The organism is Pectobacterium wasabiae CFBP 3304, assembly GCF_001742185.1.
Lineage (GTDB): Bacteria > Pseudomonadota > Gammaproteobacteria > Enterobacterales > Enterobacteriaceae > Pectobacterium > Pectobacterium wasabiae.
This window is the reverse complement of record NZ_CP015750.1, coordinates 3,716,847-3,740,135: the sequence shown is the minus strand read 5'-3', so window position 1 is coordinate 3,740,135 and position 23,289 is coordinate 3,716,847. Positions and strand designations below refer to the sequence as shown.

The window sequence follows — 23,289 nt, the reverse complement described above, 5'->3', positions numbered from 1 at the left end:
CGCCATTCGCAGTAACCTCATTAACCGTAACACTTTTGGCCGTGACCTTATGTGCAACCAGCGTCACGCTACACGTTTCCAGAATGAGAGCATTTTTCTAATTTTACAAAGGAGTTTACATGTTCGCTGTAATTTTCGGGCGCCCAGCTTGCCCTTATTGTGTACGTGCGAAAGAACTGGCAGAGAAACTAACCGAGCAACGTGATGATTTCAGCTTCCGCTATGTAGACATCCACGCAGAAGGTATCTCAAAAGAGGATTTGTCCAAAACGGTAGGTAAACCAGTTGAAACCGTACCGCAGATTTTCCTGGATGAAAAACACATTGGCGGCTGCACCGATTTTGAAGCCTATGCCAAAGAGCATCTATCCCTGTTTCAGTCATAATCATCAGACTGGCCGGACGATAGCGCGGCGAACGTCCGCGCTTTTTTATTTTATAGGTCGTCTTCAGCTCTAATTCAACGAAGATAGCGTCGATATAAGCTACGCAAACACAGTGCGCCCATCGAACCCAATACGCACCAAAAGGCCGCACTCATCACATAAGCCAGTTCTTGCCAGAAAGAACGCATCGGCGTATTCCACAGATGGAGCACCAGTAAGCACACGGGCATCGCCGCCAGTGCGCCAAACAGCGGGTAAAGCAAGCGGCCACGTGCAGAAAGAAGACAGGCAACCATACCCGGCAGCAGAAAGAGCAGCATACCAGGACTACCGCGCAATCCGTCGTTCACCGCGACATCCGATACGTCAATTTTTTGACTGAGAAACACTATGGTGAATAATAGAAAACAGCAGATCGCGCTGATCCAACCTTTATTTCGTGTCATAAACCGCCCCTCTCAATATGCCTCCCAACCTGCATCAATCCGATACCAAGAACATGCGGTATGGTAAAAATGATTGGTTATACCCGTCATACTTCAAGTTGCATGGACATTGGTTGCCTGAAACTCGAATTATTTAAGGTGTATCTATTCCCCGATATGAAAAACATGAGGCTTCGCTACGATTTATTCGACGCTCAGGTTGCTCGCAGAAAAAGACGATAACCCGCCATATTTCATCAATAGCGACACCACAATCATTAAATTAAACAATAATTACACTGAACAATTTTATCGGATAAATTATACTTGGTGAGGCTGATTCCTTTCAGCTGACGTGTATTGCATACCGTCACGGGAATTCATGTATTTCATGGCTAAATCTAGCCGCTATAATGAATAACATCAAGAACTTACTGGTAAACAACAAGTTACATTTCATGAATATAAACGTCGCTGATTTGTTAAACGGTAATTACATCCTGCTTTTATTTGTAGTTCTTTCATTAGGACTCTGTCTGGGGAAGTTGCGCTTCGGCCCAGTACAACTCGGTAATTCCATTGGCGTTTTAGTGGTTTCTTTATTACTCGGGCAACAACATTTCTCGATTAATACCGAAGCGCTGAGTCTCGGTTTTATGTTATTTATTTTTTGTGTCGGAGTGGAAGCTGGGCCGAATTTCTTTTCCATTTTCTTCCGCGACGGAAAAAATTATTTCATGCTGGCGCTGGTGATGGTCGGCAGCGCCATGTTACTGGCATTAGGCTTAGGCAAACTCTTTGGCTGGGGAATCGGCCTGACAGCAGGGATGCTGGCCGGCTCTATGACATCAACGCCGGTATTGGTCGGTGCAGGTGACACGTTGCGCAATACCGCCAGCCTGGGTGGTCAACTCGGTATTGAACAAGATCATTTGAGCCTAGGCTATGCGCTAACGTATCTGGTTGGGCTGGTCAGCCTCATTTTTGGTGCACGCTATCTGCCCAAACTCCAACATCAGGATCTCCCTACTAGTGCGCAGCAAATTGCGCGCGAGCGCGGGCTGGATGTAGACAGCCAAAGAAAAGTGTATTTGCCAGTGATTCGCGCCTATCGCGTCGGGCCAGAACTGGTTGACTGGGCGGCGGGCAAAAATTTGCGCGAACTGGGGATCTATCGTCAGACCGGTTGCTACATTGAGCGCATTCGACGCAACGGAATCCTGGCAAACCCCGACGGTGATGCCGTCTTGCAAATCAGCGATGAGATCGCACTGGTCGGTTATCCCGATGCGCACTCTCGTCTGAACTCCAATTTCCGCGATGGTAAGGAGGTTTTCGACCGCGATTTGCTGGACATGCGCATCGTGACGGAAGAGGTCGTCGTCAAGAATCACAATGCCGTCGGCAAGCGCCTGAGCCAGTTGAAGCTGACCGATCACGGCTGTTTCCTTAACCGTATCGTCCGCAGCCAGATCGAAATGCCGATTGACGATAACGTCGTGCTGAATAAAGGTGATATCTTGCAGGTCAGCGGTGACGCCCGCCGGGTGAAAAGCATTGCCGACAGAATCGGGTTTATTTCTATCCACAGTCAGGTCACCGATCTCTTGGCCTTCTGCGCTTTTTTCGTTATCGGCGTGATGGTCGGGCTGATCACCATCCAATTCAGCAATTTCACATTCGGCATCGGTAATGCTGCCGGGTTGCTTTTCGCGGGTATTATGCTGGGATTCCTGCGCGCCAACCACCCTACCTTCGGCTATATTCCGCAAGGTGCCCTCAATATGGTCAAAGAATTTGGCTTGATGGTCTTTATGGCGGGGGTTGGTCTGAGTGCCGGTAGCACCATCAACAGCAGCCTGGGAGAAGTCGGCATCCAGATGCTGGCTTCAGGGCTGATTGTCAGCCTGGTGCCGGTGGTAATTTGTTTTCTGTTCGGCGCGTATGTATTGAAAATGAACCGGGCACTGCTGTTTGGTGCCATGATGGGCGCTCGCACCTGTGCGCCAGCCATGGAGATCATCAGCGATACGGCACGCAGTAATATTCCCGCACTCGGCTATGCGGGTACCTATGCCATCGCTAACGTGCTATTCACATTAGCAGGCTCACTTATCGTGGTTATCTGGCCTGAATTACCCGGTTAAAAACCGGTAAAAAATTGTGAATTTTTTCGAGAAAGGTCAGAACTTTTTATTTGGCCTATAGTCTGAATAAGTGCCACTGCTTTTCTTTGATTCCCCTTATTGAGGAAGCCCATCGTTCCCGCCTTTGAGGTTCAAGAACGATGGGCGTTTTCTTTTCTGGTATACACTATTCAAAGCCGTTTCCTCTTCCCGTCCTCATGCAACCATCATCACATTCGCTTCATTTTTTGTTATTAAAATAACAAAAGTTAATTTCTTTGTTATTTTTGCGACATTAAAATCATTGAGTGTCATAATCATTGCATCCGATTTTTTATCGACATCACCAAGGATTCGCCATGACTGACTATGCACGCTATATCGACCACACACTGCTGGCAGCCAATGCCACCGAACAGCAAATCATCACGCTGTGCGAAGAAGCGATAGCGCACCGTTTTTATGCCGTCTGTGTTAATTCCGGTTACGTTCCCTTAGTCGCTGAGAAACTGAAAGATTCAGAGGTACAAGTGTGTTCCGTGATCGGTTTCCCTCTCGGCGCCGGCCTGACCTCCAGCAAGGCTTTTGAGGCCAAGTCAGCCATTGACGCTGGCGCTCAGGAAATCGACATGGTGATTAACGTCGGCTGGCTGAAAAGCGGAAAGATTGACGCCGTCAAAGCAGATATTCAGGCCGTGCGTGAGGTTTGCGCCGCTATACCGTTGAAGGTAATATTGGAAACCTGTCTGCTTGATGACGAACAAATTGTGCTGGTGTGTGAAATATGCCGTCAGTTGAATGTCGCATTCGTCAAAACGTCTACCGGTTTCAGCACCGGCGGCGCACGCGAAGAACATGTTCGACTGATGCGCAATACGGTCGGCAGCGAGATGGGTGTAAAAGCATCCGGTGCGGTTCGCGATCGCCAAACGGCACAACGAATGATTGAAGCTGGTGCTACGCGTATCGGCACGAGTTCAGGCGTTGCTATCGTTTCAGGCGACGCTGCCGCAGCAGGAAACTACTAACAACGAAAAATAGCTTATTAGCAGGGAATTTTATGGAAACGCGGCGCGACGAACGAATCGGCAGACTGGCTCAGGCATTAAAGAAAACCGATAGACTCCATCTTAAAGACGCCGCGCAGCTACTCGGCGTATCAGAGATGACCGTGCGCCGCGATCTGAATGCAGATTCCACCAACGTCATACTGCTCGGCGGCTACGTTGTTAGCGATCTGAAGAATAACGGAGCCACTCACTATTTTGTCTCCGACCAACAGACCAAGCACGTAAAAGAAAAGCAGGCTATCGGTGTTGCCGCTTCCCATCTGGTGGAGGCAAACGATACCGTTTTTTTTGATTGTGGCACCACCATTCCCTTCATCATTGATGCGATACCTGATGAGCTGCCTTTTACCGCGATCTGCTACTCTCTGAACACCTTTTTGGCGCTTCAGGAAAAAAAGGCATGTCGAGTGATTTTATGCGGTGGGGAATATCATCCTGATAACGCGATTTTTACTCCGCTTAACCAGCGCTGTGAACTGGACAACATCTGCCCAAATAAAGCGTTTATTTCTGCGGCGGGTATTGAGCTTAACGCAGGAGCGACCTGCTTTAACTTTGCCGAGCTGGGCATGAAGCAACGCGCGATGGCGACCGCACAACGCATCATTATTGTGGCAGATAGCAGTAAGTTCGGTCAGATAAAACGCGCCTGTATCGGCCCGATGACGCTGTTTGATACGATCATTTCCAACAGCGCCCCGGACGAACAGTACCTACGCTACATCTCTGACAACGGCATTCAGTTAATCCATCCAGGAAATTAACCGAATAACCCACCGAACCACTGCTGAACCTTCATCATCACCGTATCCCAGAGGCGACTAAAGAAACCCGCTTCGGGGATATCATCCATCGCCACCAGTTGACGCTGTCCAATGCTTTTTCCGTCCAGTTGGAAATCGATAGTGCCAACCACCTGATTCTTGGTAAGCGGTGCAGAAAGTTGCGGTTGGTTCAACGTGAAGCTGGCTTTCAGATTCTTCATCTGCCCTTTTGGGATGGTCAACGCGGCATCCTGCGCCACGCCAAGCCGTGCCTCTTTCTCAGTACCAAACCACACCCGTTGCGTAGTGAAAGGCGCATCCGCCTTGATAGGTGTTACCGTTTCAAAAAAGCGGAAGCCCCATGTAAGCAGTTTTTCGCTTTCACGAAAACGAATGGCATCCGTTTGCGCCCCCAGCACCACGGAAATCAAGCGCATATTGCCTTCCGTTGCCGAGGCCACTAAATTGTGCCCCGCTCCGTTGGTATGGCCGGTTTTTACGCCGTCCACATTCAGATTGGTGCTCCACAGCAGACGATTACGGTTGGGCTGGCGAATGTTATTAAAGGTAAACTCTTTTTCTTTGTGCAGCGCGTACTCTTCTGGCACATCTCGAATCAGTGCCTGTCCTAACAGCGCCATGTCACGCGCGGTGCTGTACTGCCCTGCCGCGTCGAGGCCATGTACGGTAAGGAAATGCGTATTCGTCAGGTTAAGCGCTTTCGCATAATTGTTCATCAGGCTGACAAACGCATCCTGACTGCCCGCCACGTAATCCGCCAATGCGATACTGGCATCATTACCTGACTGAATGACAATACCTTTATTTAACTCAGAAACGGGGATGCGATCGCCCGGCTTAAGGAACATCAGCGACGAACCGCGCAGCGCTGGGTTACCGGTTGCCCAGGCATCTTTTCCGACAGTCACTTCATCCGTCGGACGAATCTTACCGGATTTAATCGCCTGCCCAATCACATAGCTCGCCATGATTTTGGTCAGGCTGGCAGGATCAAGGCGCTCATCGGCGTTGCTCTCCGCCAGCACTTTACCGCTGGCATGATCCATCAGGATAAAGGCTTTGGCGTCAATCTGCGGCACCGCAGGCAACTGTTCCGCATAGGTAAATGGCACCAAACCAACAAGCAATACCGTACCTACAGAAAAAGACGTGAGTCTGGTCAGAAAAGGGGTTGTTTTCATGAGTTCGCCGCGATGTCCATCAGTCGTTAAAAATTCTTAATTTTCATATATTTTGAAAACTTTAGTAACATACAAAAGTAACGCGTCATCTCGAGGATGAAAACCGTTCATTCTGTAAAGATAGTCAAAGAAATGAAAGCGTCTAAAAAAGTGCAGAGAAAAAAAGGACTTAGGGACAAGTAAGGAATATCTGAAAATTCAGGCGGCACGCCTATCAAAGAAGTAGCAAATGGCACGAGGATCTATAGCAGTGCAATCTTTCCTCGCGCCTCGCAGAAAAATACCCTTAACGGCGTTCGCGCTTATCTGCACGTTTCGACAATCCGTCACCCAATGTCTGTACTACCTGCACCAGAATAACCAGCGCAATCACGGTAATCACCATGACCTCGGTTTCATATCGGTAATAGCCGAAGCGGATCGCCAAATCACCCACGCCACCGCCGCCGACAATGCCCGCCATCGCCGAATAGCCGATGAGGCTTACCAACGTAATTGTCAGGCCACGCAGTAGTCCCGCTTTTGCCTCTGGCAGCAGCACCGTGCCGATAATACGCATTGGGCTGGCACCGAACGCTTCAGCCGCTTCCACGATGCCGGGATCAATTTCACGCAGCGCACTATCCACCAGACGGGCATAGAATGCGATCGCCGCGACCGACATCGGCACCGCCGCCGCCACTGGACCAATGGTATTGCCCAACAAAATCTGCGTAAGCGGCAACAGCAACACCAGCAGAATAACGAAGGGAATAGAACGAATGATATTCACCAACACCGTGCCAAACAGATAGACGGCGCGGTTTTGCCAGAACAGATTCTTGTCCGTAACATAGATCAGCAGCCCCAGCGGTAAACCACCGATCACGGCAAACAGCGTGGAGATCCCTACCATCTGGAACGTTTCACCGAACGCGGCGACCAGATCGATCCATAAATCAGCCATGTAACACCTCCACATGCGCCGTTCTTACCTGAATATGTTCCACCGCTTCTGCCACTTTTCCGAGGTCGGAAGGATGAGTCAATAGCGCAACCAGTATGCCTAACGCACGGTTGCCGATGTATTCGATCTTACCATGCAGGATATTGACGGATACGCCAAAACGCGTCGCCACATCCGACAACACCGGTTGCTCCGCCGATTCACCAACGAACAGAATCTTCAATAATGTGCCCTGCAAATCCACCAGCAAACGCGGCGGCAACGCGAGATCCAACGTATGAGACACCAGTTGGCGTGTAAAGGCGTGCTGCGGCGTAGCGAAGATATCGAAAACCTCGCCCTCTTCCACAACGCGGCCGCCCGTCATCACCGCCACCCGATCGCAGACAGCCTTAATCACGCTCATCTCATGAGAAATCAGTACGATGGTAATACCCAGTTTCTCATTAATCTCTTTCAGTAACGCCAAAATAGCGGCTGACGTTTCCAAATCGAGCGCCGAGGTTGGCTCATCGCACAGTAAAACTTCAGGATCGTTGGCAATCGCTCTGGCGATACCCACGCGCTGTTTCTGACCGCCGCTGAGCTGCGCCGGGTAAGACGACGCTTTATCCACCAGCCCAACCAGATTCAGAATTTCCGGCACGCGCACAGCGATTTCTGCATTGGATTTTCCGGCGGCTTTCAGGCTGAACGCGACGTTTTCTGTCACGGTACGTGTTTGCATCAGGTTGAAATGCTGGAAGATCATGCCGATTTTTTGCCGCTGTTCTCGCAGCGGTTGCCCAACTAATTCGCTGATGAGTATACCGTTGACACGTACACGTCCTGATGTCGGTCGCTGCAAGAGATTGATGGTTCGCAGCAGCGTGCTTTTCCCCGCACCGCTGGTGCCAACAATACCGTAAACCTCTCCGCGCTGGATGTGCAGCGATACGTTATCTACCGCACGATTTTCTGGCTGCTTCCCGTGAGAGAAGTCAACGCTTACCTCTTCTAACTGAATCATTATCCGCAAACTCCTGACCAGAGCGCACAGGAAGAAAGCCGGTCATAGACCGGCTAAATGGTATGTTGTGCAACCTGAAGCTTTACTGGGCGGGCGCTGGCGTTTTCGCCTGCATCCACTCCGGTTTCTGGAATTGGCTATACATCAATGCTGGATCGTTGATCACCGCAGCATAAGCGGGTGACTCCACAATTGCTTTAGTGTCTTTAACGAACGGCTTATCGAGATCGTCGGTACGCACGGCAATAATGTTTTTCAGGTTCTCGTCCAGCGTTTCCAGCTTGATGGCCGACGACAGTTTCATGCCGGATGCCAGCGCAAAATTACCGTTCACCAGCGATGCCGTCACGCTATCCAGGGTACGCGGCAGTTGCGCCGCTTCCATCGGTTTGAAGACCAGCCCGCGTGAATTTTCAAGAATATCTTTCTCTGAAGCCTTAGTCGGATCGATATCGGCCTTAATCGTAACCAGCCCGATCGATTGCAGGAAGCGCAGGCCGCGCGCCAGATTGGTGGCATCGTTAGAGAGCGTGACCACATCCCCTTTTTTCAGCTCATCCAGCGATGTGATCTTCTTCGAATAGAAACCCATGCTGGCCGTCGGTACGATAATCAGCGGAGAAATTTTTAACCCTTTATCGGCGGCGAATTTCTCTAAATAGAGCGTATGCTGGAAAAGGTTGGCGTCGATGCTGCCGTTGGCCAGCGCCAGATTAGGCTGAACGTAATCGCTGAACTCACGCACCACGACCTTGTAGCCTTTTTTCACCAGCTCAGGTTTGATCGCCAGGTTCACCATGTCACCATACGGCCCCGGTGCCACGCCAAACGTGATCGTCTGCGGATCGCTGCTTGCCACAGCAAGTTGCATACCGGCGGCAAGCAGAGTGATACCCAGTGCAACACGAACAGAATGCGTCAATTTCATGGTGTAACTTTCCTGTCTGAATGTAACTTGCTGTCATTATTAAGAATGACAAGTTAAATCATAAAGACTAAAAAGGCATATCATTATTTCTCATCGGCTGTCGCGGATAACCGTGCATGACTTAACGAAGAAAGAGGTAGCTATGATAACGATTTGGGGTCGTGATAATTCGACCAACGTAAAGAAAGTCCTGTGGTGTGCAGAAGAACTTGCGCTGCCTTATCAACATGTCGCGGCTGGCGGACAATTCGGTCGTAACCATGATGCTGATTATCTGGCGATGAACCCTAATGGCCTTATCCCCTGCTTGCAGGACGACGATCTGGTGCTGTGGGAATCCAATACCATCGTGCGTTATCTGGCGGCGCAGTACGGTCAAAACTCGCTGTATCTCACCGATGCGGGCAAGCGTGCAAATGCTGAAAAGTGGATGGACTGGACCAGCTCGCTTGCGGCGTCTTTCGGCCCAGTATTCATCAATATGGTGCGCGTCGCGCCAGAAAAACGCGATATGGCGTTGGTACAGAAAGGCATCGTTGAATGCGAACGTCTGTTCGGTATTGTCGATACCGTTCTGGCTAATCAGCCGTGGCTATCTGGCGATCGGTTTGGCGTTGGCGATATTCCGTTAGGCTGCGTTGTCTACGGCTGGCTGAATATGTCGATTGAACGGCAGGCACATCCTCATCTGGAACGCTGGTATCAGCAACTCACCGAACGCCCGGCGTATCAGAAACACGTCATGATCCCGCTGTCTTGAGTGAACACAGGCACCGCAAGGTGCCTGTGTTTTTACTCCAGCCCGACCTTCAGTAATTTGCCATTGTCATGATCGGTCAGCAAATAGAGGTAGCCGTCAGGCCCCAGCCTTACGTCGCGGATACGTTCACCACGATTGCTCAGCAAACGCTCTTGTGACGCGACCTTGTCGCCCTCAAGCGTCAGGCGAATCAGGTTCTTTTCTGCCAGCGCGCCGATAAAGACTGAATTTTTCCACTGCGGGAAACGATCGCTGTTATAGAACGCCATTCCACTGATGCCCGGTGACTTTTCCCAATAAAAATCAGGATTTACCATCCCTGCGATCTCTTTTCCTTTCGCTTCTGGAATTTTCAACCCGGAATAGTTAATGCCATGTGTCGCAATCGGCCAGCCGTAATTTGCGCCCGCTTTGGGGATGTTAATTTCATCGCCGCCTTTCGGGCCATGCTCATTTTCCCACAGCACGCCAGACCACGGATTAATCGCTAACCCCTGTGGATTACGGTGCCCGTAAGACCAGATTTCCGGCCGTGCGTTAGGCGTATTCACAAACGGGTTATCGGACGGCACCTTGCCATCCGCTGTCAGGCGAACAATTTTACCCTGTAATTTATCCAGATCCTGTGCAGTCGGGCGTTCGTTATTTTCGCCCAGCGCAATAAACAGATGCCCTTGTTGATCAAAAGCCAGTTTGCCGCCGAAATGATTACCCGTCGACAGTTTCGGTTCCTGACGGAAGAAGACTGTGAAATTCTCTAACCGTTTATTATCCTCAGAAAGTTTGCCATAACCGACAGCGGTTCCCGCTTTGCCATCGCTCCCCTCTTCAGCAAAGCTCAGGTAGATACGTCGATTCTGCGCAAAATCCGGTGATAGTGCGACTTCCAGTAATCCACCCTGTGATTTCGCGAAAACCTTCGGTACACCCGTTATCGGTGCAGACAGCACGCTGCCCGCTTTCCATAAGCGTAAATTCCCGGCACGTTCCGTAATCAGAATCCCCTGATCCTCCGGCAAAAATGCCAATGACCACGGGTGATCCAGCTTATCCTGTAATTCCGTCACCTTTGGTTCCGCCGCCCATAGCTGGCTGGAAAACAGCAACGTTGCGCTAAGCAGCAACCAATGTGGCGCAGTAGAAAATCGTCGTAACACGGTGTATGAAGCAGAATGACTAGGCATCAAGCAAGAGGGCATCGCGTTGTCTCCATCCAACAAAAGTCCTGTAAATTTAGGCCGCAGGCGATGTTTGTGCAAAAAAACGGGGCAAGGTTTACATTTATTGAAGAAATTTAGAGGGGCCAGGCGCTAAAACAGCGGAAATGAATAAGTTAGATTATCTCGGCTGAATCATCCTGATTTTGTTTTCATCCCACGATGACATCACATTCTTGTACAACCACATAGGCTGCACGTTATCAAACGACTCTTCGACGACATCAAGGAAGCCATCCGGCGTCACCTCACCAAGAAACGTCAGCGTCGTCGTTGAATTATCGAAAAAGTAAGCACGATGACAGAGCTTAATCATCTCAGAAAGAACTTCTAAGCTACGCTGATAACGACTAAAAATTTTTTCCTCTGGAACACTGTGTCCACCTAATGCAACACGCTGAGTAACTCGCTCCCCGTTGAGTGCTGGGTCTGATGTACAAACGTAGTAGAGGTAGGGTTTATAGCCGTTTTTTCTCGCCAACGTTACAAACTCAAGATGACTTTTGTGACTCATCACTGATTCATAGGTAAAAGAAAGTCGATCGCGAATCCAGTCCTCTCTCAGACCTAAGGAAATTTTCTGCGCCAGTCTGGCAGCAGATTCATCAGGCAACAGCGTCTTATCAATTTTTCCGCTCAGTAATGCCGGTAGATCAATGTGTTTTGCAATATCATCGGGGTTAAGGTATTGCCCCAGAGGAACCGCATACGTTTCTCGCAGTTCTTTCGTCAGTGTCGTTTTACCCGACCCATTCGGCCTGCAACCAATCTCAAGCTCGGCAAAGTAGTTCCCTGAGCTTGAGAGGCGGCTGACCGTTTACAGGTTTAATTTCCGAGAGCGTGCCATCAGGGGCTTGGCTGACCAGTCGTCCATCCTTGATATAAGCGATTGATACACCGGAATCTAACGCTTCTTTAATCGCCTGCTTTGAGGCACGGACGCCGACCTGCATCAAGGTTCGATTATCATCAATTTTGCTTTTGCGCTGATGCTTTCGCACAACTTTAATTCGCTGCATCATCATGCCTCCTGAATCAGGGTAATGACGGAAAAGTATACCATAACGTTCTACGCACATTTGTTATTTAGCGCCTCTTTGCGAAGCGCCTTCCACGAAAACGCCACCCTAATAGCGATAAAATGCTGAGTTTTACACCACTGACTGTAAGGATAATCAACTATGGTGTAGAATCCTCCGGTTTTTATTTTCTGTTTATTTTGTGAGCGAATAATATGCAACAACCCCGTATCGGCTTTGTTTCCCTCGGCTGCCCGAAAAACCTCGTCGACTCCGAGAGGATCCTGACCGAACTGCGTACTGAAGGTTATCAGGTCGTGCCACGTTATGATGACGCTGAGCTGGTGATCGTCAATACCTGTGGTTTTATTGACAGCGCCGTACAAGAGTCGCTGGAAGCCATCGGCGAAGCGCTGAATGAGAACGGTAAAGTTATCGTAACGGGCTGTCTGGGTGCCAAAGAAAATCAAATACGCGAAGTGCACCCCAAAGTTCTGGAAATTACTGGCCCACACAGCTACGAGCAAGTGCTGTCGCACGTACATCAATACGTCCCCAAACCGACACACAACCCGTTTACCAGCCTGGTCCCCGAACAGGGCGTAAAACTCACGCCGCGCCATTACGCGTATCTGAAAATTTCAGAAGGTTGTAACCACCGCTGCACGTTCTGCATCATTCCTTCCATGCGTGGCGATCTCGATAGCCGCCCAATCGGTTCGGTGCTGGATGAAGCGAAGCGTCTGGTGGATGCTGGTGTAAAAGAACTGCTGGTGATCTCTCAGGATACCTCAGCATACGGCGCAGATGTGAAGCAGCGAACCGGCTTTTGGAACGGGCAACCGGTCAAAACCAGCATGGCCAGCCTGTGTGAACAACTGGCGTCGCTGGGCGTGTGGGTGCGTCTGCACTATGTCTACCCTTACCCGCACGTAGACGATGTGATCCCATTAATGGCGGAAGGCAAAATCCTGCCGTATCTGGATATCCCGCTCCAGCACGCCAGCCCGAAGATCCTCAAACTGATGAAGCGCCCCGGCGCAGTAGAAAGAACGCTGGAGCGCATTAAGCGCTGGCGCGAAATCTGCCCGGACTTAACGCTGCGTTCAACCTTCATTGTCGGCTTCCCCGGCGAGACGGAAGAAGACTTTCAGATGCTGCTCGATTTCCTACAGGAAGCCAAACTCGACCGCGTGGGCTGTTTCAAATTCAGTCCAGTCGAAGGCGCATCGGCAAACGCATTGCCCGATCAGGTGCCGGAAGAGGTTAAAGAAGAACGCTTCCACCGCTTCATGCAACTTCAGCAGGCGATCTCCACCCAGCGTTTGCAGGATAAAATTGGCCGTGAAGTGCTGGTGCTGATCGATGAAATCGACGAAGAAGGCGCGATTGGCCGTAGCATGGCTGACGCCCCCGAAATTGACGGCGCGGTTTACCTGAACGGCGAAACGGGCGTGAAAGTCGGTGACATCATCAAAGTGAAAATCGAGCACGCAGACGAGTACGATCTCTGGGGCAGCCGCGTTTAATGTTCTCACCCCGCCAGCTTTTCTATCCGAAAGGCTGGCGTTTATTTTCACCTCATCTCAGCCTGAATGCTGAAAATTCAATCAATAAACCGCCCGTTCTTCGCCTGCATCTTGCGTCCCCCTGTCAGGTAAAGTAGCCTTGAGGCATGATAAATATATTCGCCTTACCCGAGGCATAAGCATGTGGAAACGCCTGACACTTAGTTTGTTAGCCCTCATTGGCGTGCTGATGCTTTCTGCTTTTGCGCTCGACCGCTGGATTAGTTGGAAAACAGCACCATTCATTTACGATGAGCTTCAGAGCTTGCCGAAACGTCAGGTCGGCGTGGTATTGGGGACCGCAAAGTACTACCGTACCGGTGTGCTCAATCAGTATTACCAGTTCCGTATACAAGGAACGATTAACGCTTATAACAGCGGTAAAGTCAGCTATCTACTATTAAGCGGTGATAACGCGCTGCAAAGTTACAATGAGCCGATGACAATGCGCCGCGATTTGATCGCCGCAGGCGTGCCACCTTCAGATATCGTGTTGGACTATGCCGGCTTCCGCACGCTGGATTCCATCGTCAGAACGCGCAAGGTGTTCGATACCAACGATTTCACCATCATCACCCAGCGCTTTCACTGCGAGCGTGCGTTATTCATCGCGCTGCACCTCGGTATTCAGGCACAGTGTTACGCGGTGCCTTCTCCCAAAAATATGATGATCGTGCGGGTTCGTGAATTTGGCGCGCGTTTGGGTGCACTGTTCGATCTGTATATTCTCAAGCGCGAGCCGCGCTTTTTAGGACCACAAGTACCGATCCCAGCAGAGCATAGGATCCCGGAAGATACCCCAGATTACCCTGCCGTCCTGCCGGAACAGGTGCTGGCCTCGCCAGTTAATCAGCTCAAACCTGACCAACCGGCGGGTATAGTTCCGGAACTCGTGCCACAAAGCGAGCAAGCCACACCGTAGCCTGCCTTCTTACGCCGTTTTCCCTGCCGCATTGGTGAGTTTGCGCCATAACCATTCAAGCGGCCCTTGACGGAAATAGCGCAGCCAGTAGTGGGAAAACACCAGATTGATGACCCAAATGGCGGGGACCAATGCCAGCAGTTGCAGGCGGTTGAAGGCCATAAACAGGCCAAACTGGTTAAACAACGCCACGCAAATCAGCGTTTGCAGCAAGTAGTTAGTTAACGCCATACGCCCGATATCCGTAATCCAATACGTGATTCGCCATTGGCACAGTGTGGACCAAAAACCATAGCACAGTGCGAGATACCCTATCGCCTGCAATGGCGAACTGAGTTCGCGCGGAATCTGCAATAACAGCCCGCTCCAGCGATACTCCCACCCCACCAGCCACTGGCTAACCACGCCAATGCTGTTAATTGCCACACCAAGCGGAATCAGCCACAGGGCAACGTTGCGATAGTGTGCGGTACTGGACTCACCTTTCAGCCAGCCGCTGCGCATCAACCCGGCCCCCAACAGCATCGTTCCTGCTAATACCCAGGCATATTGCACTCCCAACGACAAAAGACTTTCCGTTAAGAGATCAAAACGATTTTTCCATGCTTCGGGCCCACCTAATGTCCGCCAGTAAGTTTCATAGGTGATATCCGCCACGCTCGGCAACCAGAACCGCCCCGGTTGCAGAGTCAAAATATGGTTCAACACAAACAGGACGACGATCGCCACCAGATAGAGAAGCGAGCCCATGATAATGAGTTGTCGACTGCTCGTCGCATGACGAATGATGTGGTAACACACCAGTCCGATCAGGGCATAATCAAACAGAATATCGCCATCCCACAGAAAAATGGCATGAATAAAACCGATGACTAGCAACCAAAATAGCCGTGCGTGTATCCAACGACATCCCCGAGATAGCAGCAGTTGCAACCCGGCACCAAAAAGAAGGGAAAACAGCGTCAGAAATTTCGCCTGCGCCAGCAGATCCAGTGCGGCCCAGATGAAAACATCAGATAACGCAGGTTCACCGTGCCAGGCGGGGTTTAAATAGGCGGCATGGGGCAAGCCAAACGCCGTAATATTGAGCAGTAAAATGCCTAAAATAGCGACGCCGCGTGCAAAATCTAGCGTAACGATCCGTGAAGAAGCAGAATGTGATGACGATAGAGAATGAGAAGGCATACAAATTACATTTTAAAATCATCGAAGTAGCGATTGTATGCACAAATGGAGAAAAAGCGAAGAGACTTGCTGATTTGGCAACGACCCATTTGGCGATGACAGCATGTATTTGCTTCATCATCGCCAATGAGAGGTGGCTTAATTATGGTGGCGTACCGCGCGCAAGAATTCCTGACGCGTGTTCTGACTGGATTTGAATAACCCACCGAGCGATGTCGTGGTCGTGGCGCTGGTCGCATCGCGAATACCACGCGCCTTCACGCAGTAGTGCACGGCATCAATCGAGACGGCAACATTATTGGTGCCCAGCAGCGTTTGCAGCGCGACCAAAATTTGCTGAGTTAAGCGCTCCTGCACCTGGGGACGCTGGGAGAAAAACTGGACGATGCGATTAAGCTTCGACAAACCAATGACGCCATCTTTCGGAATATATGCGACCGTGGCTTTCCCATCGATCGTCACGAAATGGTGTTCGCAGGTGCTGGTCAGCGTGATATCCCGCACGGTGACCATTTCATCGACCTTCATTTTGTTTTCAATGATGGTGATTTTGGGAAAGTTGGCGTAGTCCAAACCGGAGAATATTTCATCAACGTACATTTTGGCGATACGCGTCGGCGTTTCAGCCAGACTGTCATCGCTCAGATCGAGACTCAACAAATTCATAATTTCCGTCATGTGCTCGGCAATACGTTGCTTACGCGTATCCCGATCCAACAATGCCCCGCGCAGTGGCGTTTCCAGACCGCGTGCCAGCAATGCTTCGTGGACCATAACGGCTTCTTTACTTAATGATGACATTATTATTCTCCTGCAGGTGTAACTATGCCTATCGCGCTATCACGGTCTTGGTCAGACCCTAGCGCCGTCAACACTCTAGTTGAGAGAGTAACGATTATCCAGCGATTGTATGTCATGATTGTTGAAATAGATTCAAGTTATCAAGCACGGTGGGTGTGTCTGTACGCAGTAACGAAGGTCAAAGAATACACACAGAAAAACAACGCAGCAGCGATAAATAAAAAAGCACTGAGAAAATAATCCCAGTGCTTTTAACGATAAATCACCTGATTTCTATAGCATCAACGCCCCGACACGGCTTATCAGAAGGTTTCCCAGTTGTCGTTGGCATTGCCTTTCTTACCGCCAGCAGCAGCGAGTAACATCGGCTTCTGCGCAGTTGGCGTTTTCTCCGCCAGGCGTTGCTGTGGACGACGATGCGCCTCTGAGCCTGACAGTTGGAACACCGATACCGCCTCAGTTAACTGACGAGCCTGATCTTCCAGCGATGCCGCCGCCGCCGCAGACTCCTGTACCAATGAGGCGTTCTGCTGCGTGACGCCATCCATCTCAGTAACCGCCTGACCGATCTGGGTAATACCGCGACTCTGTTCGTCCGATGCCGATGCAATTTCGCCCATCAGGTCATTCACGCGAGTAATCGCGGAAATGATGGAATCCATCGCTTCGCCAGTTTGTGTAACCTGATTTGACCCTACGTTGATACGTTGAACCGATTCCGTAATCAGACTTTCGATTTCTTTCGCCGCCTGAGCACTACGCTGCGCCAGATTGCGGACTTCACCCGCTACCACCGCAAAACCGCGACCTTGCTCACCGGCTCTAGCGGCTTCTACCGCCGCATTCAGCGCCAGGATATTGGTCTGGAAGGCAATGCCGTTGATCACACTCGTGATATCGGCAATTTTCTTCGAGCTCGTCGTAATACTCGCCATCGTTGCCATCACATCGGCCGTAACGTCGCCGCCCTTCTTCGCCGCAACAGAAGCATCCTGCGCCAGCTTAGTGGCCTGATGAACGTTATCGGCATTCTGTTTCACCGTCGCACTCAGCTCTTCCATACTGGCAGCCGTCTGCTCCAGCGCCGCGGCCTGCTGCTCAGTGCGCGCAGACAGATCGTTATTACCGCTTTTGATTTCACTCGATCCCTGATGAATCGATGCAGAACTGTCACGGATGATGGAAACGGTATTAACCAGACTCCCCTGCATCTCTTTCAGGTAAGGAATCAGTTGCCCAGCACAGTTACGGCCAAATTCGTCAAGTGGATGACCAAGCTGCCCGGCTGCCAACACCTGAAAATATCCTTTGATCATATTCAACGGCTTGACCAGATAGTGAACCAGATAGCGATCCGTCACCAGCAGAATCAACAACCCAAGAACCACTGCACCCAGCAGAATATAGTTACTCCAGTTAACCAGACCGTAGACCTTGCTCATTGACGTCTCTGACGATGACATAATCGCGGTCTGATATTTCTCCATATTAGAGCCAAACGCTACACTCAGCGGCGGATACGCGGTACGGAAAAGCTGACGAAACTCCTCCTGACGATTATCACGCGCGGCGTTCAGCATCGGCGTCAACCCGTTATCCAGCAGTTGAGTCCACGCGGCGATCATGTTGTCCGCCGTTGCTTTATCAACACCGTCATGCCCCACCGTTTTAAACGCACTCAGTTGATCTGAGGTGTTTTTTAACGCGGTTGTCGCTGCCGTAAATACTTTTTCTGCATCTGCCGTTTCACCCGTTTGCTGGAAATCCATCGAGCGTAACAAGCGAGTAACCGTACGAAAATATTGGTCATTGCCTTTTACCAGTATCTCGACGTTCTTACGTTGAGTTTCACCGGATTCCAATAGTTTGGTCATGCTGTTTAATGACGTGGAAGTAAAGAAAGCCGCTCCACCCCATACAATCAGAAACAGCCCCAATATTGTTAAAAGCATTGCCCTGATGGTGATATTTTTTAAAAAGTTCACAGAAAACTCCTATAAATTATCTGGCGATTTTCCTCTGCGCTTTCTGCAACATGGCTGCACATTTTTAATTGGAAATACGCCGGGTGTTACGTCATTTAATGAAGAGCAGAGGCTCTCATTAGGTAGAGTTATTTTCTTTTAATGACAAAAAGATACATTTAGTTACAATAACGATAAGATATTCCTACCATACATTATCATTATCGGCACTTTGGGCGGGCACTTTACGCTTTCCCATCAACAAATGCGATCAAAAAAAAGAATGATGATAGTTTTTGGCTATTGCTTGGTTACAAGCATTTACTTATGCATTTAACTATTTATTTTAATTATCTATTTATTTTCTCTCCTCCGCTATTCCATCGGCGGTAAATCCAAATTTATTTTTCTGTGATTATTCTTATTTTTTCATTCTACCCTCTTTCCTCGAAAATATGTCCCTATTGGCTGCAAGCGTTGATTGCAGTGCTATTAATTTAGGCCGCGATCATTTTATCGCTTTCTTCTCTTTCTACGCCCAGATATTAATCCTGATGATAATTACGGCCGTCATTTTCATCCTCCAGAACACATTTCCTTTCGCTGGGTTTCCGCTGCCTTAGCATCAGCATGGTGTAAGCCAGTTGCGAAATGCATGGCTTACCGCTACACTTCACAAAAAGTGAATAATCAGATAGCAGTTCATTACAAAAAGAGAAAACCATGGATTTGACCCAGCTCCGCATGTTCTGTCTCGTCGCCGAAACGGGCTCCGTTGCGCGTGCCGCAGAGCAGCTCCATCGGGTGCCCTCAAATCTGACCACACGGCTACGCCAGTTAGAGCTGGAGTTGGGCACCGATCTGTTTATCCGTGAGAAACAGCGTCTACGTTTGTCCCCGATTGGGCACAATTTCTTATGTTATGCACAACGCATTCTGGCGCTCAGCGAGGAAGCCATCAGCATGACGCGCACTGGCGAGCCCGCGGGTAATTTCGCGCTAGGCTCGACAGAAAGCACAGCGGCGACACGTTTGCCTACGCTATTAGCGGCTTATCATCAACGCTACCCCAATGTCTCTTTGTCCCTGAATACTGGAACATCAGGGGAAATTATCGAGCGCGTGCGGGCGGGAACGCTGGCAGCAGCGCTAGTCGATGGCCCTGTTGTCTATGATGAGCTAAATGGGTGTTCATGTTTTGCGGAACGATTAGTGCTGATATCCGACACTGCGCACTCGCTGATTACCCATGCGCGGGGTGCCAGCCAGGATACGCTGTTTGCCTTTCGCCCTGGCAGCGCTTATAGAAAGCGCCTCGAAAACTGGTTCAAACAAGATGGCATCGTGCCCGGTACTATCATGGAAATTCACTCATACCACGCCATGCTTGCCTGTGTCACCAGCGGAGCCGGACTCGCTATGCTCCCCTATGCCGTCCTCGAATCGCTGCCCGCTGGTACACGCGTTCAGGTGCATGAATTACCACCCGACATCGCGGCCGTTTCCACCTGGCTGATATGGCGGCGCGATGCTTTCGGCCCCAATGTTGAAGCATTGAAAAAGCTCATTATTGAACAATCGGCTCAGCAGGAATAACGCCTTATTTTCCCTGAGCGACCATTTTCAAGAGGGACGACACCGTGATGAATCACCGCGTCCTATCATTCAACTTACAACCCATAACCGTATGCTAGTAGGAGCCACCACCATGCAAATGATTAAAACCCGCGCCGCCATCGCCTGGGGTCCAAACCAACCCCTGTCAGTTGAAGAAGTCGACCTGATGCCACCGCAGAAAGGTGAAGTGTTGGTGCGTATCGTCGCAACCGGCGTGTGCCACACGGATGCCTATACACTGTCCGGCAAAGATCCTGAAGGCATATTCCCGGCGATCCTAGGTCATGAAGGCGGCGGGATTGTGGAAGCCATTGGCGAAGGCGTAACCAGCGTCGCCGTTGGCGATCACGTCATTCCGCTATACACCGCAGAATGCGGCGAATGTAAATTCTGCCGCTCCGGCAAAACCAATCTATGCCAGGCCATTCGCGCCACGCAGGGCAAAGGCCTGATGCCGGATGGCACCACCCGCTTCTCCAAAAATGGCCAACCCATTTTCCACTATATGGGAACCTCCACCTTCGCAGAGCACACCGTCGTGCCTGAAATTTCGCTGGCGAAAGTCAATAAAGACGCGCCGCTGGAAGAAATCTGCCTGTTGGGCTGTGGTGTCACCACCGGTATGGGGGCCGTACTGAATACCGCCAAAGTTAAAGCTGGCGATACGGTTGCTATTTTCGGCCTCGGCGGCATTGGCTTATCGGCGATTATCGGCGCGCAAATGGCCGGTGCCGGACGCATCATCGGTATCGATCTCAACACCAGCAAATTCGATCTGGCGCGCAAACTGGGTGCCACCGATCTGATCAATCCGAAGGATTACGATAAGCCGATTCAGGATGTCATTGTTGAGTTGACCGATGGCGGCGTGGACTTCTCCTTCGAGTGCATTGGTAACGTTAACGTCATGCGTTCCGCGCTAGAGTGCTGTCATAAAGGCTGGGGTGAATCCATCATCATCGGCGTGGCAGGTGCAGGCGAAGAGATCGCGACCCGTCCGTTCCAACTGGTAACCGGCCGCGTATGGCGCGGTTCTGCTTTCGGTGGTGTGAAGGGTCGCAGCGAGCTGCCGGGCATTGTCGATCGTTACCTGAAAGGCGAGTTCCCGCTGAATGACTTCATCACCCACACCATGGGGCTGGACGACATCAACACGGCATTCGATTTAATGCACGAAGGCAAATCGATTCGCTCTGTGATTCATTTCGGTTAATTGCGCCACTGTCAGAAATAGAAAGGAGGCTGTACAGCGATGAACTCATCACTGGAACTGCTGGAAGAACACCGTATGTTTGGCGGCTGGCAACAGCGCTATCGCCATGTGTCAGAGACGCTGAACACCGCTATGACGTTCAGCATTTATCTGCCACCGCCGCAGGATGACACGCCACCACCCGTGCTTTACTGGCTGTCTGGATTAACCTGTAACGACGAAAATTTTACGACGAAAGCGGGCGCGCAACGCGTTGCCTCCGAGTTGGGTCTGGTGCTGGTGATGCCAGATACCAGCCCGCGCGGTGATGGCGTAGCAGACGATGCCGGGTACGATCTGGGTCAGGGCGCGGGATTCTATGTGAATGCCACGCAGGCTCCCTGGGCGGCACACTACCGGATGTATGACTACGTCAGCAGCGAATTACCGGCGTTGATCCAGCAGCATTTTAACGTCAATAGCCGTCAGTCCATCAGTGGGCATTCGATGGGTGGACACGGTGCGCTGATGCTGGCACTGCGCAACCCAGAGAAATACCTGTCGGCCTCGGCATTCGCACCGATCGTAAACCCAAGCCAGGTTCCGTGGGGGCGTAAAGCGCTTACCGCTTACCTTGGCGAGGATGAAGCGCAGTGGTTGCAGTATGACAGTTGTCATCTGCTGGCCAATAGCCAGAAGAAACTGCCACTACTGGTCGATCAGGGCGATTGCGATCAGTTCTTACCTGACCAATTGCAACCGGCAAAATTGGAGGCACTGGCAAGCCAGTATGCATGGCCGCTGACGCTGCGGACCCAGTCCGGTTATGATCACAGTTATTTCTTCATCGCCAGTTTCATCGAAGATCACCTGCGCTTCCACGCCCACTATTTGTACGCATAATAGCGATACTAATAAAGGTGCTATGCTCGTCTAGTTGATAACCGCACTCGGGGTACAAACGTTCCCGAGTGCGATCTCCCTTCCCTGTTACAGCAATTCGCAGTAAAAACTATTGCGCCTGCCCGTGCTGAATGACAGAACCAAGACAAACAAAAAAGGAAATATTGATGATACAGATTCATCACCTCGAAAAATCCCGTTCGACTCGCGTGACCTGGTTGCTAGAAGAGTTGGGCGTTGACTATGAAATTGTTCGCTACGCGCGTGACCCAAAAACGTTTAGCGCGCCCGCCTCGCTCAAACAGATTCACCCGTTAGGGAAATCGCCAGTGATTACCGATGGCGAACTAACGGTTGCCGAATCCGGGGCCATTGTGGAATACCTGATTGAGACTTACGGCAACGGCAGGCTTCGCCCACAGAGCGGGCAAGCGCTGCTGGATTATCGCTTCTGGCTGCATTTTGCCGAAGGCTCGCTCATGCCACTGCTGGTGATGCGCCTGGTATTGACGAAAACAGAGTCTGCGCCGATGCCATTCTTCATCCGCCCTGTGGCACGAAAAATTGTGCAAAGCATCGAACTGGCCTTTATTGTGCCGCGGCTCACGACGCAACTTCAGTTCATCGAACAACATTTGAGTACACAAGATTGGTTTGCAGGAGAGTCGCTCAGCGGGGCCGATATACAAATGGCAGTTCCGCTGGTTTTGGCGAAGACGCGTCTGGACTTCAGCCGTTATCCACATATCCAACAATACATTGCGCGGATAGAAAACCAGCCAAGTTTTCAACGGGCTCTGGCTCAGGATTAACGGTGCGATCGAGACACCGCTTCATCGACGATGAATAACAGATTGTTAAATAAGCGACGGAGCAGAAATTCTGTGAGCGTTTACTGGTTATTCACGATCTAATAACGATATGCTGCAATTTACTCCGATAGACTTCGAGCTATAACACGATATAGTTATGGCATTCGAGAGGAGGATATAGCGTCAGGATGCGGCATTGATATGTTGGGAGTGATTAATTTTGCAGAGAAAACGTGTTTCATCAACAGAGTTGTTTTCAGTCGGATACGATGCAGAAAAAAGTCAGTTAGAAGTCGAATTACTCAATGGAAGCATCTATCTCTATAGCGGCGTAGCACGCATGATTTATGAAGAACTGCTGGCAAGCAAGACGAAGTACCGTTACTACGCCAACTTTATAAAAAATTCATTCCCCTACGAGAAAACGCAGTAGTTTTTGAAGATAAATAGCCCTGGTTTTTAAAGATAAAAAA

23 protein-coding genes are annotated in these 23,289 nt (G+C 50.5%); 12 read left to right on the top strand and 11 right to left on the bottom strand.

Translation table 11 applies throughout. The features are described 5' to 3' along the window. The first annotated feature begins 119 nt into the window (after positions 1-119). Positions 120-386 carry a GrxA family glutaredoxin gene (locus A7983_RS17065; protein ID WP_005967344.1) on the top strand — a complete coding sequence of 89 codons (267 nt, stop codon included), beginning with the start codon at positions 120-122 and terminating at the stop codon, positions 384-386. A gap of 74 nt (positions 387-460) precedes the next feature. Here the strand turns inward: A7983_RS17065 and A7983_RS17060 are convergent, their stop codons facing one another. After that, on the bottom strand, positions 461-832 hold the full coding sequence (locus A7983_RS17060; protein WP_005967339.1) for an inner membrane protein YbjM: 372 nt from the start codon (positions 830-832) through the stop codon (positions 461-463). Between the two features lie 437 nt (positions 833-1,269). Between A7983_RS17060 and A7983_RS17055 the strand changes: the two genes are divergently transcribed. From A7983_RS17055 to deoR, 3 genes are all read left to right on the top strand, one after another. Beyond that, entirely contained in the window at positions 1,270-2,958 is a 1,689-nt protein-coding gene (locus A7983_RS17055) for an aspartate:alanine antiporter (RefSeq protein WP_039477396.1), read from the top strand. A gap of 338 nt (positions 2,959-3,296) precedes the next feature. Further along, positions 3,297-3,965: a deoxyribose-phosphate aldolase gene (gene deoC, locus A7983_RS17050; protein ID WP_005967337.1), complete on the top strand. Its 669-nt coding sequence runs from the start codon at positions 3,297-3,299 to the stop codon at positions 3,963-3,965. Positions 3,966-3,997: 32 nt separating this feature from the next. After that, on the top strand, positions 3,998-4,771 hold the full coding sequence (deoR, locus tag A7983_RS17045) for a DNA-binding transcriptional repressor DeoR (protein ID WP_005967336.1): 774 nt from the start codon (positions 3,998-4,000) through the stop codon (positions 4,769-4,771). Here deoR and A7983_RS17040 read toward each other — a convergent pair. The 4 genes from A7983_RS17040 to A7983_RS17025 all read right to left on the bottom strand — a co-directional run bounded on the left by A7983_RS17040 (position 4,768) and on the right by A7983_RS17025 (position 8,856). Next, positions 4,768-5,973: a serine hydrolase gene (locus A7983_RS17040; RefSeq protein WP_005967335.1), complete on the bottom strand. Its 1,206-nt coding sequence runs from the start codon at positions 5,971-5,973 to the stop codon at positions 4,768-4,770. The genes deoR and A7983_RS17040 overlap by 4 nt on opposite strands. Before the next feature lie 286 nt (positions 5,974-6,259). Next, positions 6,260-6,919 carry a methionine ABC transporter permease gene (locus tag A7983_RS17035; RefSeq protein ID WP_005967334.1) on the bottom strand — a complete coding sequence of 220 codons (660 nt, stop codon included), beginning with the start codon at positions 6,917-6,919 and terminating at the stop codon, positions 6,260-6,262. Continuing rightward, complete coding sequence (locus tag A7983_RS17030; RefSeq protein ID WP_005967333.1) at positions 6,912-7,928, bottom strand: methionine ABC transporter ATP-binding protein; 1,017 nt, start codon at positions 7,926-7,928, stop codon at positions 6,912-6,914. The genes A7983_RS17035 and A7983_RS17030 overlap by 8 nt, the downstream gene beginning before the upstream one ends. Positions 7,929-8,010: 82 nt before the next feature. Then, positions 8,011-8,856 carry a MetQ/NlpA family ABC transporter substrate-binding protein gene (locus A7983_RS17025; RefSeq protein WP_005967332.1) on the bottom strand — a complete coding sequence of 282 codons (846 nt, stop codon included), beginning with the start codon at positions 8,854-8,856 and terminating at the stop codon, positions 8,011-8,013. A gap of 142 nt (positions 8,857-8,998) precedes the next feature. On the opposite strand from A7983_RS17025, the gene A7983_RS17020 reads away from it, so the two are divergent. Then, positions 8,999-9,616 carry a glutathione S-transferase family protein gene (locus A7983_RS17020; RefSeq protein WP_005967331.1) on the top strand — a complete coding sequence of 206 codons (618 nt, stop codon included), beginning with the start codon at positions 8,999-9,001 and terminating at the stop codon, positions 9,614-9,616. Between the two features lie 32 nt (positions 9,617-9,648). On the opposite strand, the gene A7983_RS17015 is transcribed toward A7983_RS17020, so the two are convergent. The 3 genes from A7983_RS17015 to A7983_RS17005 all read right to left on the bottom strand — a co-directional run bounded on the left by A7983_RS17015 (position 9,649) and on the right by A7983_RS17005 (position 11,858). Beyond that, positions 9,649-10,815, bottom strand: a complete 1,167-nt coding sequence (locus A7983_RS17015) for a PQQ-dependent sugar dehydrogenase (RefSeq protein WP_005967329.1) — start codon at positions 10,813-10,815, stop codon at positions 9,649-9,651. A gap of 139 nt (positions 10,816-10,954) precedes the next feature. After that, positions 10,955-11,602 (bottom strand): zeta toxin family protein, encoded by a 648-nt coding sequence (locus A7983_RS17010; RefSeq protein ID WP_328286672.1) that lies wholly within the window; start codon positions 11,600-11,602, stop codon positions 10,955-10,957. A 1-nt stretch (position 11,603) separates the two neighbouring features. Beyond that, positions 11,604-11,858 (bottom strand): hypothetical protein, encoded by a 255-nt coding sequence (locus tag A7983_RS17005; protein ID WP_133169869.1) that lies wholly within the window; start codon positions 11,856-11,858, stop codon positions 11,604-11,606. Between the two features lie 209 nt (positions 11,859-12,067). Between A7983_RS17005 and rimO the strand changes: the two genes are divergently transcribed. Next, the gene (gene rimO / locus A7983_RS17000) at positions 12,068-13,381 is read left to right on the top strand and encodes a 30S ribosomal protein S12 methylthiotransferase RimO (RefSeq protein ID WP_005967322.1); all 1,314 of its coding nucleotides are present in this window, start codon (positions 12,068-12,070) and stop codon (positions 13,379-13,381) included. Positions 13,382-13,562: 181 nt separating this feature from the next. After that, complete coding sequence (gene sanA, locus A7983_RS16995) at positions 13,563-14,342, top strand: outer membrane permeability protein SanA (protein ID WP_005967320.1); 780 nt, start codon at positions 13,563-13,565, stop codon at positions 14,340-14,342. A 9-nt stretch (positions 14,343-14,351) separates the two neighbouring features. Here sanA and yeiB read toward each other — a convergent pair whose 3' ends face one another. From yeiB to A7983_RS16975, 3 genes are all read right to left on the bottom strand, one after another. Next, the gene (gene yeiB, locus A7983_RS16990) at positions 14,352-15,527 is read right to left on the bottom strand and encodes a DUF418 domain-containing protein YeiB (protein WP_005967318.1); all 1,176 of its coding nucleotides are present in this window, start codon (positions 15,525-15,527) and stop codon (positions 14,352-14,354) included. A gap of 138 nt (positions 15,528-15,665) precedes the next feature. After that, positions 15,666-16,328 (bottom strand): GTP cyclohydrolase I FolE, encoded by a 663-nt coding sequence (gene folE / locus A7983_RS16985; RefSeq protein ID WP_005967317.1) that lies wholly within the window; start codon positions 16,326-16,328, stop codon positions 15,666-15,668. Positions 16,329-16,630: 302 nt separating this feature from the next. Then, the gene (locus A7983_RS16975; protein WP_005967311.1) at positions 16,631-18,313 is read right to left on the bottom strand and encodes a methyl-accepting chemotaxis protein; all 1,683 of its coding nucleotides are present in this window, start codon (positions 18,311-18,313) and stop codon (positions 16,631-16,633) included. Between the two features lie 702 nt (positions 18,314-19,015). Between A7983_RS16975 and ptrR the strand changes: the two genes are divergently transcribed. The 5 genes from ptrR (at position 19,016) to A7983_RS16945 (ending at position 23,249) form a co-directional block, all read left to right on the top strand. After that, positions 19,016-19,888 carry a putrescine utilization regulator PtrR gene (ptrR, locus tag A7983_RS16965; RefSeq protein WP_005967309.1) on the top strand — a complete coding sequence of 291 codons (873 nt, stop codon included), beginning with the start codon at positions 19,016-19,018 and terminating at the stop codon, positions 19,886-19,888. 112 nt (positions 19,889-20,000) lie between these two features. Continuing rightward, positions 20,001-21,122: an S-(hydroxymethyl)glutathione dehydrogenase/class III alcohol dehydrogenase gene (locus tag A7983_RS16960; protein ID WP_005967307.1), complete on the top strand. Its 1,122-nt coding sequence runs from the start codon at positions 20,001-20,003 to the stop codon at positions 21,120-21,122. 39 nt (positions 21,123-21,161) lie between these two features. After that, the gene (gene fghA / locus A7983_RS16955) at positions 21,162-22,004 is read left to right on the top strand and encodes an S-formylglutathione hydrolase (protein ID WP_005967305.1); all 843 of its coding nucleotides are present in this window, start codon (positions 21,162-21,164) and stop codon (positions 22,002-22,004) included. Positions 22,005-22,171: 167 nt separating this feature from the next. Then, positions 22,172-22,816: a glutathione S-transferase family protein gene (locus tag A7983_RS16950; RefSeq protein ID WP_005967303.1), complete on the top strand. Its 645-nt coding sequence runs from the start codon at positions 22,172-22,174 to the stop codon at positions 22,814-22,816. 220 nt (positions 22,817-23,036) lie between these two features. Then, positions 23,037-23,249, top strand: coding sequence for a KTSC domain-containing protein (locus A7983_RS16945; RefSeq protein ID WP_005967301.1), 213 nt, complete (start codon positions 23,037-23,039; stop codon positions 23,247-23,249). The last annotated feature ends 40 nt before the right edge of the window (positions 23,250-23,289 follow it).

Bases quoted from the DNA above. Each gene is read 5' to 3' on its own strand.
- A7983_RS17065 (WP_005967344.1), top strand. From the start codon at position 120: ATGTTCGCTGTAATTTTCGGGCGCCCAGCTTGCCCTTATTGTGTACGT.
- A7983_RS17060 (WP_005967339.1), bottom strand. From the start codon at position 832: ATGACACGAAATAAAGGTTGGATCAGCGCGATCTGCTGTTTTCTATTA.
- A7983_RS17055 (WP_039477396.1), top strand. From the start codon at position 1,270: ATGAATATAAACGTCGCTGATTTGTTAAACGGTAATTACATCCTGCTT.
- deoC (WP_005967337.1), top strand. From the start codon at position 3,297: ATGACTGACTATGCACGCTATATCGACCACACACTGCTGGCAGCCAAT.
- deoR (WP_005967336.1), top strand. From the start codon at position 3,998: ATGGAAACGCGGCGCGACGAACGAATCGGCAGACTGGCTCAGGCATTA.
- A7983_RS17040 (WP_005967335.1), bottom strand. From the start codon at position 5,973: ATGAAAACAACCCCTTTTCTGACCAGACTCACGTCTTTTTCTGTAGGT.
- A7983_RS17035 (WP_005967334.1), bottom strand. From the start codon at position 6,919: ATGGCTGATTTATGGATCGATCTGGTCGCCGCGTTCGGTGAAACGTTC.
- A7983_RS17030 (WP_005967333.1), bottom strand. From the start codon at position 7,928: ATGATTCAGTTAGAAGAGGTAAGCGTTGACTTCTCTCACGGGAAGCAG.
- A7983_RS17025 (WP_005967332.1), bottom strand. From the start codon at position 8,856: ATGAAATTGACGCATTCTGTTCGTGTTGCACTGGGTATCACTCTGCTT.
- A7983_RS17020 (WP_005967331.1), top strand. From the start codon at position 8,999: ATGATAACGATTTGGGGTCGTGATAATTCGACCAACGTAAAGAAAGTC.
- A7983_RS17015 (WP_005967329.1), bottom strand. From the start codon at position 10,815: ATGCCCTCTTGCTTGATGCCTAGTCATTCTGCTTCATACACCGTGTTA.
- A7983_RS17005 (WP_133169869.1), bottom strand. From the start codon at position 11,858: ATGATGATGCAGCGAATTAAAGTTGTGCGAAAGCATCAGCGCAAAAGC.
- rimO (WP_005967322.1), top strand. From the start codon at position 12,068: ATGCAACAACCCCGTATCGGCTTTGTTTCCCTCGGCTGCCCGAAAAAC.
- sanA (WP_005967320.1), top strand. From the start codon at position 13,563: ATGTGGAAACGCCTGACACTTAGTTTGTTAGCCCTCATTGGCGTGCTG.
- yeiB (WP_005967318.1), bottom strand. From the start codon at position 15,527: ATGCCTTCTCATTCTCTATCGTCATCACATTCTGCTTCTTCACGGATC.
- folE (WP_005967317.1), bottom strand. From the start codon at position 16,328: ATGTCATCATTAAGTAAAGAAGCCGTTATGGTCCACGAAGCATTGCTG.
- ptrR (WP_005967309.1), top strand. From the start codon at position 19,016: ATGGATTTGACCCAGCTCCGCATGTTCTGTCTCGTCGCCGAAACGGGC.
- A7983_RS16960 (WP_005967307.1), top strand. From the start codon at position 20,001: ATGCAAATGATTAAAACCCGCGCCGCCATCGCCTGGGGTCCAAACCAA.
- fghA (WP_005967305.1), top strand. From the start codon at position 21,162: ATGAACTCATCACTGGAACTGCTGGAAGAACACCGTATGTTTGGCGGC.
- A7983_RS16950 (WP_005967303.1), top strand. From the start codon at position 22,172: ATGATACAGATTCATCACCTCGAAAAATCCCGTTCGACTCGCGTGACC.